Raw genomic sequence first — 9,062 nt, 5'->3', positions numbered from 1 at the left:
GGCCACCTTAAGGGCGTCAGACGCCCGTAAGGTGGCCTTACCGGCACCACGACACCCCGAAAATGCGGTCGCCACGGGAACAGCAAGCGAAGCGCCGCGACCTGCACGTACACGGCTAACTCGCGTCTGACCGCACTCCGCGAGTTCCTCGCATTGGCGTTGGCCGCGCACCGAAGGCGTCCCTCGGTGCGCACGGCTTCGACAGGCGGCAGGTCCGGAGCGTGGTTACCCTCCGAGCGTGCTGCGCAAGATTTCGCGCCTGATCTCCAGGTTCATCGAGGGTTCGCTCGTCCTCCTGGGCATCGTCGTCGCGGTCGTGGACGACGAACTGCTCTACCTCGCGCTGTGGGATCTGCTCGCCATCATCTACCTGGCGATCCGCGTCGGCCATCTCCGCGCGGGCAAGCGGGAGGCGGGCGAACCGTCCGAATGGCTCAAGGATCTGCCCGACCGCCGCAGCGCCCTGCTGTTCACGATGTTCGCCAGTTTCACCGGCGTCGGCGCGGCGCTGACGATCGTGGCCGGCGGGGACACCGCCGAGGAGGCCATGGCGGCGAAGGTCTTCGCCGTGCCCGCGGTGCTGCTCGCCTGGGCGATCCTGCACTTCGGCTACGCGGAACGGTACGCGCGCGACTACTACGCCGCCCTGCCCGAGCGGATCCTGGACTTCCCGGGCACGGAACGCCCCGCCTACCCCGACTTCGTCTACTTCTCGTTCACCCTCGGGACGTCCTTCGCCGTCTCGGACGTCGAGACGCTGACCACGAAAATCCGGCGGCGGGTGCTCGCGCACACCGTGCTCGCGTTCCTCTACAACACCGCCACGCTCGGCGTCGCGGTCGGCGTCATCACCGGGAAGTAGCCGCGCCGGTCACCTGGGCGCGGATCGCGCGCAGCGCCTCGTGGTCCACAGTGGACGGTTCGGCCGAGAGCCAGGCGCCGATCTCGTGCAGGAACGCCTCCGGCGTCATCGGCGGCGCGGGGAGATCGCCGGGGTCCTCGGTGGTCAGCTCGCCGGAGCGGCTCGGATAGACGACCATCGCGCCGCGCAGGGCGATCCCGGGCAGGAGGTCGCGGTAGGCGGCGAGGCTTTCGGCGAGCCTGCTGCCCCCGCCGAGGAAGGTCCGGCCGTTGCGCAGCAGCCGTCCGTCCTCGCCGGTCTCGTAGTGTCCCGGCAGCCACGTCTTCGACTCGATCAGCACCAGCCGCTTTCCGCACAGCACGGCGTGGTCGACGTCGGCGAACACCGATCCTGGCCAGGCCAGGCCGTGGAAGATCCGCGCGCCGGGCAGCCGGGTGAAGTAGCGCGCGAGCAGGTCGGCGGTCAGCCGCTGGGCGAGTTCGTCCGATTCGCCGCCCGGCGTGCCGAACACCAGCCGCCCGCCGAACTCCTCGGCGTACGCCTCTCTCGCACGGGACACCCGCAGGTAGCCGCGGGCGAGGTGACCGACGAGCACCGCGGTGCCCGCCGTCAGCAGCAGCCACACGACGAGCACCGGCGCGGAGAACTCCACCCCGGTCAGCAGGGGGAGCAGGACCAGCACCATCCCGCCCACCGCGAGGACCACCGGGGTGTGCCCCGGCCCGCGCCGCCTGCCGTGCCGGACCCGGGCGTCCTGACCGGCGAAATCCCACCAGTCCAGCTCTTCCGGGGCGAGATCGGGCGTTTCCGGCACGAATCCGGGTTCCTCGCCGAACCGGCGCCGCGGCCGGGGCCGGGCGGGGACGCGGATCGTGCGCGCCACGGCGGCGCCCGCGTCGTACCCGGCGCGCAGGGCGGGGTCACTCAGCGTGTCGTAGGCCTCCCGGAGCATCCGGAACGTGCCGACCGTGCCGCCCGCGTCGGGGTGCATCGTCTTGGCCAGCCTGCGGTAGGCGCTCTTGATCTCCGTGGGCGACGCCGTCCTGCCCACGCCGAGCACGTCGTAGTAGTCGACCTCGGGCACGTTCGGGTTCACCTCCGGGTGGCAGCCGCGAAAACCCTATGGGGTCACCGAAACCGGCCGCCAACCGCCTCCTCGGCACGGCGGGGTGAAATCTCCCCGCGCTAGGCCCCGCGCGCGGCGCGGCGCTGTTCGCGCCGGTCGAAGACGAGGTCGCGCGCGGTGTCCAGCGCGGTCGCGATCGCGCCGGCCAGCACCGCGTCCTCGCCGAGCTGGCCCGCCACGATGTCCGGGGCGAACGGCGTCGTCGCGGCGAGTGCCTCGCGCATCGGCCCGGCGAGCAGATCGGCGTTGCCGCCGATACCGCCGCCGAGCACGATCAGCCCGGGATCGAGCACCGCCGTCACCGACGCGACGACGTAGGCCAGCTTGACCGCTTCCTGCCCGACCACGTCCAGCGCGGCCGGATTCCCGGCGCGGGCGAGCGCGAAGACGTCCTTCGCGGTGCGGGCCCTGGTGAGGCCGCGTGCCTGGGCCGCGGCGACGACGGCGTGCCCGGCCGCGGCGTCCTCCATCGGGCCGGGCCGCCGCGGCCGTGCCGTGGAATCCTGGCCGTAGGGCAGGTCGGCGATCTCGCCCGCGGCGCCGTGCGCGCCGCGGAACAGCCTGCCGCCGATCAGCACGCCGAGGCCTATCCCGGTGCCGACGGTGAGGCACACCAGGACGTCCGCGCCCAGCGCCGCGCCGAGCGCGTGCTCGCCGACCGCGGCGAGGTTGGCGTCGTTCTCCACCACCAGATCCGGCCCGAGCGCGGATTCCAGCTCGCGCAGCAGCCCCTTGCGTTCCCAGCCGGGCAGGTTCGGCGCGCGGTGGACGGTGCCGGTGCGCGGATCGGGGATGCCAGGGGTGCCGACGACCGTCGACACGACGTCGGCGGGGGAGAGCCCGGCTCCGGCCACCGCCTTGGCCGTGCTGTCGCGCACGGTCCTGATGAGCGCCCCCGCCGAACGGCAGCGGTTGGGCTCGTCCAGCCGGGCGACGATGCTGCCCTCCAGATCGGCCACCGCGATCCGGATCGAGCGCCTGCCGATGTCGACGCCGACGACGTGCCCGGCGTCGGGCGCGGCCTGGTAGACCACCGCGGCCCGGCCGGGACCGGGCAGGCTGTGCCCGGCCGCGCGCACCAGCCCGTGGTGTTCCAGGTCGAGCAGCGCCTGCCCGACCGTGGGTTTCGACAGCCCGGTGTCCCCGGCGATCTGCGGTCTTGTCGCCGCGCCACATTTACGTAGTCTTTCCAGCACCAGGCGCTGGTTCAGCTCGCGCATACTGGCCGGCGTCCCCACCTGCGGCCCCTTGTCCGCCACCACGTCAGCCCGCCCCTCGTGTCTCGCGTTGCCGCAACTTTACGAAGTGAGCTCTTCCTCACCCGCACGATTTATGTTAAGAAACTTTACTAACTATCGGACGGAGGCACGACGTGAGTTCACCCACCCGGCCGGGGGACCCCGGGACGGCGGTACCCCCGCCGCCCGCCGGCCTCGAGCGCAAGATCGGCCCGCTCCAAGCCACGGCCATCAACATGACACAGATGTGCGGGATCGGCCCGTTCGTCACGATTCCGCTGGTCGTGTCGGCGCTGGGTGGTCCGCAGGCGATGTTCGGCTGGATCGTCGGCGCGATCGTCGCGCTGGCCGACGGCCTGATCTGGGCCGAGCTCGGCGCGGCCATGCCCGGTGCCGGCGGCACCTACATCTACCTGCGCGAGGCGTTCCAGTACCGGACCGGCCGGATGATGCCGTTCCTGTTCGTGTGGAGCGCGGTGCTGTTCATCCCGCTGATCATGTCCTCGGGCATCATCGGCCTCGTCCAGTACTTGGGCTACCTGTTCCCGGCGGTGGTCGACGGCGCCGGGGTGTCGCCGCTCGGCAAGATCGTCGGCATCGCGATCGTGCTCGTCATCGTCCTCGCGCTGTTCCGCAGGATCGGCCAGATCGGCAAGCTGACCACGGTGCTGTTCGTGGTCATGCTGTTCGCCGCGCTGGCCGTCATCGTGGCCGCGTTCTCGCACTTCGACGCCGGCCAGGCGTTCGCGTTCACCCCGGGCGCGTTCAGCTTCCCGAGCGGTGCGTTCTGGGCGGGTCTCGCCTCCGGCCTGCTGACCGCGGTGTACGACTACCTCGGCTACAACACCGCCGCGTATCTCGGCGGCGAGGTCCGCGCGCCGGGTAAGACGCTGCCGCGCGCGATCGTGTTCTCCATCCTCGGCATCATGGGCCTCTACTTCCTGCTCCAGGTCGGCGTGCTCGGCTCGATCCCGTTGGAGGAGCTGAAGAGCGCGACGTCGGTGGCGTCCACCGTGCTGGAACAGGCGTGGGGCTCGGGTGTCGCCAAGACGCTCACGGTCCTCATCGTCGTCGCCGCGATCGGCTCGGTGTTCGCCGGTCTGCTCGGCGGTTCGCGCGTGCCGTACGAGGCGGCGCGGGACAAGGTGTTCCTCCGCGCCTTCGGCAAACTGCACCCCAGGCTGCACATGCCGACGCTCGGCGTGATCACCATGGGCTTCCTGACGGCGCTGTTCTCGCTGTTCTCCTTGTCCCAGGTGATCAACGCGGCGCTCGCGTGCCTGATCCTGCTCCAGTCGCTCGCGCAGGTCGCCGCGATCGTCGTGCTGCGGCGCAGGCAACCGGGACTGAAACGGCCGTACCGGCAATGGCTGTACCCGGTGCCGACGATCGTCGCGGCCATCGGCTGGCTCTACATCTTCGTCTTCTCCAACGATTCGTTCAGCAAGTACCTCGCCATCGGGTGGGTCGTGTTCGGCCTGCTGATCTTCCTGGTCTGGGCCAAGGCGGAGAAGACGTGGCCGTTCGGCCCCAAGGAGATCCGCGAAACGTTCCTCGCCACCGGAGTCACCGAGAACAAGGGAACCGAAGCATGACAAGGACATTCAAGGCGCGGGTCGCGGCCTGCGCCGCGCTGGTCCTGGTGCCGGGAGTGCTGTCCGTGGCCGCTCCGGCGTCCGCGGACACCTCCGGCAAGGATCAGGGCGCCGACGTCGTCGCGCCCAGGCAACAGCCCGCCAAGATCGGCACCGAAGGCTGGCAGGTGCTCACCACGGCGAGCGTGAAGGACGGCGGGGACAAGGTCTCCACGCCCGGCTACGCGACCCAGGGCTGGCTCCCGGTGAAGCCCGACGACGAGGGCGCGCCCGGCACCGAGATCACCGCGCTGGTGCAGAACGGCAAGTGCCCGGACGTGTTCTACGCGGACAACATGCGTAAATGCTTCGGGTACATCGACAAGCTCGGCCCGGTCACCACAGCACCGTTCAAGGACCCGTGGTGGTACCGCACCGACTTCACCCCCGCGTTCAAACAGGGGCAGAACGCGAAGCTGACCATCCCGGGCATCGTCGGCGAAGGCGACGTCTGGGTCAACGGCACGCAGGTGGCGGGCAAGGACCTCGTCAGCGGCGCCTTCGCCGGGCACACCTTCGACATCACGAAGCTGCTGCGTCAGGGCAAGAACACCTTGGCGATCAAGGTGTATCCGAACGACCCGAAGACGATGTACACCGTCGACACGGTCGACTGGGGCCAGCTGCCGCCGGATAACAACACCGGTATCCAGTTCGCTCCCCGGTTGCAGATCTCCGACGCGCTCACCGGCGACAACGCACACGTCGTCCAGGCGAACGCCGCCGACATGAGCAGCTCGTCGCTGACGGTGAAGGTCGACGTCACCAACAACGCGCCCACCGCGCAGACCGGTGACGTGTCCGCGACGGTCACGCCGCCCGCCGGCGGGGGAGCGCCGATCGTCGTCAAGCAGACCGTGAAGGTCCCGGCGAACTCGAAGCAGACCGTGACGTTCACCCCGGCGAAGTTCGGCGCGCTGAAGATCGGCAAGCCGAAGCTGTGGTGGCCCTACTCGATGGGCGACCAGCCCCTGTACGGACTGTCCACTTCGGTCTCCCAGGGCGGCGTGGTCTCGACGTCCTCGCAGAGCACCTTCGGTATCCGGACGGTGAATTCGCGGCTGGTCGGCAAGTCCCCGCAGCTGCCGCAGGGCGCGCGTCAGTTCGGGGTCAACGGCAAGGACTTCGTGTTCCGCGGTGGCGGGTACGCGCCGGATCTGTTCCTGCGTTACGACAAGGCCGACGCGGCGCACCAGATCGCGCTGATCAAGAACCTCGGCCTCAACGGCATCCGGCTCGAAGGCCACGACATGCCGCAGGACTTCTACGACCAGGCCGACCGCGCCGGGCTGCTGATCATCGGCGGGTTCCTGTGCTGTGACGCGTGGCAGCCGGAGGACGCGGCGAAGCTGACCGACCGCGACTACCGGATCATGCACGATTCGGCCTACACGATCGGGCAGATGGAGCGGAACCATCCCAGCGTCTTCAACTACGGCTGGAGCGACAACGAACCCTTGCCGCGTCAGGAAAGCGAGACGCTGAAGGCGTTCAAGGAGGCGGACTTCGACGTCCCGCTGGTGGCGTCCGCGGAATACAAGAGCACGCCGACGCTCGGGGTGTCCGGGGAGAAGGAAGGACCGTACGACTGGGTCCCGCCGACCTACTGGTATTCCACGAACTACTCGAAGAAGGACAAGAGCCGCACCAACGCCGGGGGCGCGTGGGGCTTCGCCAGCGAGCAGAGCGCCGGGCACACGGTGCCCACCTTGGACTCGCTGAAGCGGTTCCTCTCGCCGGAGGAACAGCGGAAGCTGTGGACCGATCCGGAGTACAATCAGTACCACGCCAACTTCGAATCCGGGCACGGCGGCTACGCCTTCGGCACTCTGTACACTTTGGACAAGTCGATCACCGAGCGGTACGGCAAGTGGAACTCGCTCGAGTCGTACGTGAAGCTCGCGCAGCTGGCGAACTACGAGAACACCCGCTCACAGTTCGAGTCGTTCCTGCACCACTCGACGGACAAGAAGAACCCGGCGACCGGTGTCGTGTACTGGCAGTTGAACAAGGGCTGGCCGACGTTGCTGTGGTCGCTGTACAACAACGACGGCGACCAGGCCGGTTCGTTCTACGGCGCCAAGAAGGCGAACAAGCCGTTGCACGCGCTGTACGGCTACGACACCGGCACGGTGACCGTGGACAACCTCGGCGCGGGCTCTCAGAACGGCGTTTCGGTGCAGGCCAAGGTGTACGACACCGCGGGCAAGGTGCTCGACGACCAGACCGCGGACGGGATCTCGCTGGGCAGCCAGGCCGTGAAGACCGACGTCCTCAAGCCGAAGGTCCCCGCCGAGACCAAGCCACCGGCCAAGGCGCAGACGTACTTCGTGGAGCTGCAGGCCAAGCAGGGTGGGAAGGTCGTCGACCGGAACGTGTACTGGATGTCCACCCAGAAGGACGTGGTGGACTGGGCCAAGACCCTGGAAGGCCCGAACGACGCTCAGCCGCAGGCGACGATGAGCCAGTACGCCGACCTGCAGGCGTTGCAGGATCTGCCGAAGTCGCAGGTGAGCGCGAAGGCGTCGACGAAGGCGGCGCCGGGGCCGAACGGCGACGACACCGTCACCACGGTCACCGTCACCAACACGTCGAAGACCCCGGCGGTCGGCTTCTTCCTGCGGGCCGACGTGCGCCGCGGGACCGCGGACGGGCACGAGGCGTCCGGCGACAACCAACTCGCGCGGGCGACCTGGGACGACAACGACATCACGTTGTGGCCGGGCCAGTCGCAGACGCTGACCGTGACCTACAAGGCGGCCGATCTCAAGGGTGCCGTGCCGGTGGTCAGCGTCGACGGGTTCAACACGGGCCGGATCGTGGTCGGCGCGGGCGGTTCCGGCCATCATGACGAACAGGGCGCGGCGCTGGCGCCGCGGATCGAGGGGACCAGGGAGTGACGAACGCGGACTTGATCCTCGGGATCGACTTCGGCGGCACGAAGGTGGCGCTGGGGCTCGCCGACCGTGACGGGAACCTGCTGGCCACGCGCCGGCTGGACACCGACGCGGAGGCGGGGGCCGATCAGGTGGTGACGCGCGCGCTCGCCGGGGCGAAGAGCCTGCTGGCCGGTGAGGGCGCGACGGACCGGATCACCGCGATCGGTGTCGTCAGCCCGGGAATCGTGCTGCCGGAAGAGATCCTGCTCGCGCCGAACGTGCCGGGCTGGGAACGGCTGCACCTGCGTGAGCTGGTGGCCGCCGAGTTCACCGGGGTGCCGATCGCGGTCGGCACGGACGCGAAGGCGGCGGCGCTGGCGGAGTGGAAGTGGGGCGCGCTGGCCGGGGCCGATCCGGCCGTGTTCCTCTCGCTGGGCACCGGTATCGCCGCGGCGGTACTGGTCGGCGGCCGGTTGCTCACCGGCGCCAACGGGGCTGCGGGCGAGATCGGGTACAACCTGCTCTCGCCGCAGGACACCGAGGGTTTCGCCGGCGGAGCGGCGCCGCTGGAGGAAGCCGTCGGTGGACGCGGGCTGGGCGGCCGGGCGAGCACTCTGCTCGGCCGCCCGGTCACCGCGGGCGAGCTGTTCGCGCTGGCCAGGGAGAACACGGAGGCCAAGGAACTGGTGACGGCGGCGCTGGACGAGCTGTCCATGCACGTCGCCAACCTGGCCATCGCGCTCGACCCGCAGCGGATCGCGGTCGGCGGCGGCCTGGTCCGCTCGGCGGATCTGCTGCTGCCCGCCCTGCGTGACCGGCTCACCCACGCCGCGCCGTTCCCGCCGGAACTGGTGGCCGCCCGGTTCGACCAGGACGCCGCGCTGCTGGGCGCCGTCGCCCTCGCATTGGGAGATTCCGGACAACGCGATCCCGCGTAGCGCGATCCCGGACAGCGCGGTTGAGACGCCTGGGTGACGTGCCGGTGCCCCGACCCGGCACGTCACCCAGGGACCAGCGCCGAGGTCCGGCGTCGGTGCTGCCGGTGTCCTTTGTGGAGGGTAGTGCTGTGAAGGCCTCCTTACCGGCGCTGAGCGCCGTGAAGGCCCCCTTCACGGCGTTCGGCGGGCCTGGAGTGTGTGGCCTGCGGGGTTTGTGTCGCTCGCGGGTCTCATCGTGACGGCTGGGGTTTCGCGCGGCGGCGTCGTCTGTCGCGAACGCTCCGTTGGGGGCGTTCAGCGGCGCGAAAGGGGCCGTGGCGACCGCGCGGCGGGCGGCGGGGGCCCCGGGGGCGTTCCACGCGCGCAGCGACGGAAAGCACCCGCG

Annotated in this window: 6 protein-coding genes; 4 read left to right on the top strand and 2 right to left on the bottom strand. The window is 70.0% G+C overall.

Annotation, left to right across the window (positions count from 1 at the left end; all coding sequences use genetic code 11):
- Positions 1 to 238 precede the first annotated feature (238 nt).
- Positions 239 to 862, top strand: a complete 624-nt coding sequence (locus tag ACFWX1_RS47435) for a DUF1345 domain-containing protein (RefSeq protein WP_378396518.1) — start codon at positions 239 to 241, stop codon at positions 860 to 862.
- On the opposite strand, the gene ACFWX1_RS47430 is transcribed toward ACFWX1_RS47435, so the two are convergent.
- Both ACFWX1_RS47430 and ACFWX1_RS47425 read right to left on the bottom strand, forming a co-directional pair.
- Positions 849 to 1,946 (bottom strand): DnaJ domain-containing protein, encoded by a 1,098-nt coding sequence (locus ACFWX1_RS47430; RefSeq protein ID WP_378396517.1) that lies wholly within the window; start codon positions 1,944 to 1,946, stop codon positions 849 to 851. The two genes, ACFWX1_RS47435 and ACFWX1_RS47430, sit on opposite strands and share 14 nt — an antisense overlap.
- Positions 1,947 to 2,047: 101 nt before the next feature.
- Positions 2,048 to 3,208, bottom strand: a complete 1,161-nt coding sequence (locus ACFWX1_RS47425) for an ROK family protein (protein ID WP_378396519.1) — start codon at positions 3,206 to 3,208, stop codon at positions 2,048 to 2,050.
- Between the two features lie 152 nt (positions 3,209 to 3,360).
- Here ACFWX1_RS47425 and ACFWX1_RS47420 point away from each other — a divergent pair, with 152 nt between their 5' ends.
- The 3 genes from ACFWX1_RS47420 to ACFWX1_RS47410 are packed head-to-tail and all read left to right on the top strand — an operon-like array spanning position 3,361 to position 8,677.
- Positions 3,361 to 4,821, top strand: coding sequence for an APC family permease (locus ACFWX1_RS47420; protein WP_378396516.1), 1,461 nt, complete (start codon positions 3,361 to 3,363; stop codon positions 4,819 to 4,821).
- A complete protein-coding gene (locus ACFWX1_RS47415) occupies positions 4,818 to 7,760 on the top strand; it encodes a beta-mannosidase (RefSeq protein WP_378396515.1) in 2,943 nt (980 codons plus the stop codon). The genes ACFWX1_RS47420 and ACFWX1_RS47415 overlap by 4 nt, the downstream gene beginning before the upstream one ends.
- Entirely contained in the window at positions 7,757 to 8,677 is a 921-nt protein-coding gene (locus ACFWX1_RS47410) for an ROK family protein (RefSeq protein WP_378396514.1), read from the top strand. Before ACFWX1_RS47415 ends, ACFWX1_RS47410 begins: the two co-directional genes overlap by 4 nt.
- The last annotated feature ends 385 nt before the right edge of the window (positions 8,678 to 9,062 follow it).

The organism is Amycolatopsis sp. NPDC059021 (assembly GCF_042739895.1).
In the GTDB taxonomy this organism is placed as follows: domain Bacteria; phylum Actinomycetota; class Actinomycetes; order Mycobacteriales; family Pseudonocardiaceae; genus Amycolatopsis.
This window is presented reverse-complemented; position numbering and strand designations above follow the sequence as displayed.

Coding starts and splice junctions, on each gene's coding strand:
- ACFWX1_RS47425 (WP_378396519.1), bottom strand. CDS start 3,208: ATGCGCGAGCTGAACCAGCGCCTGGTGCTGGAAAGACTACGTAAATGT.
- ACFWX1_RS47415 (WP_378396515.1), top strand. CDS start 4,818: ATGACAAGGACATTCAAGGCGCGGGTCGCGGCCTGCGCCGCGCTGGTC.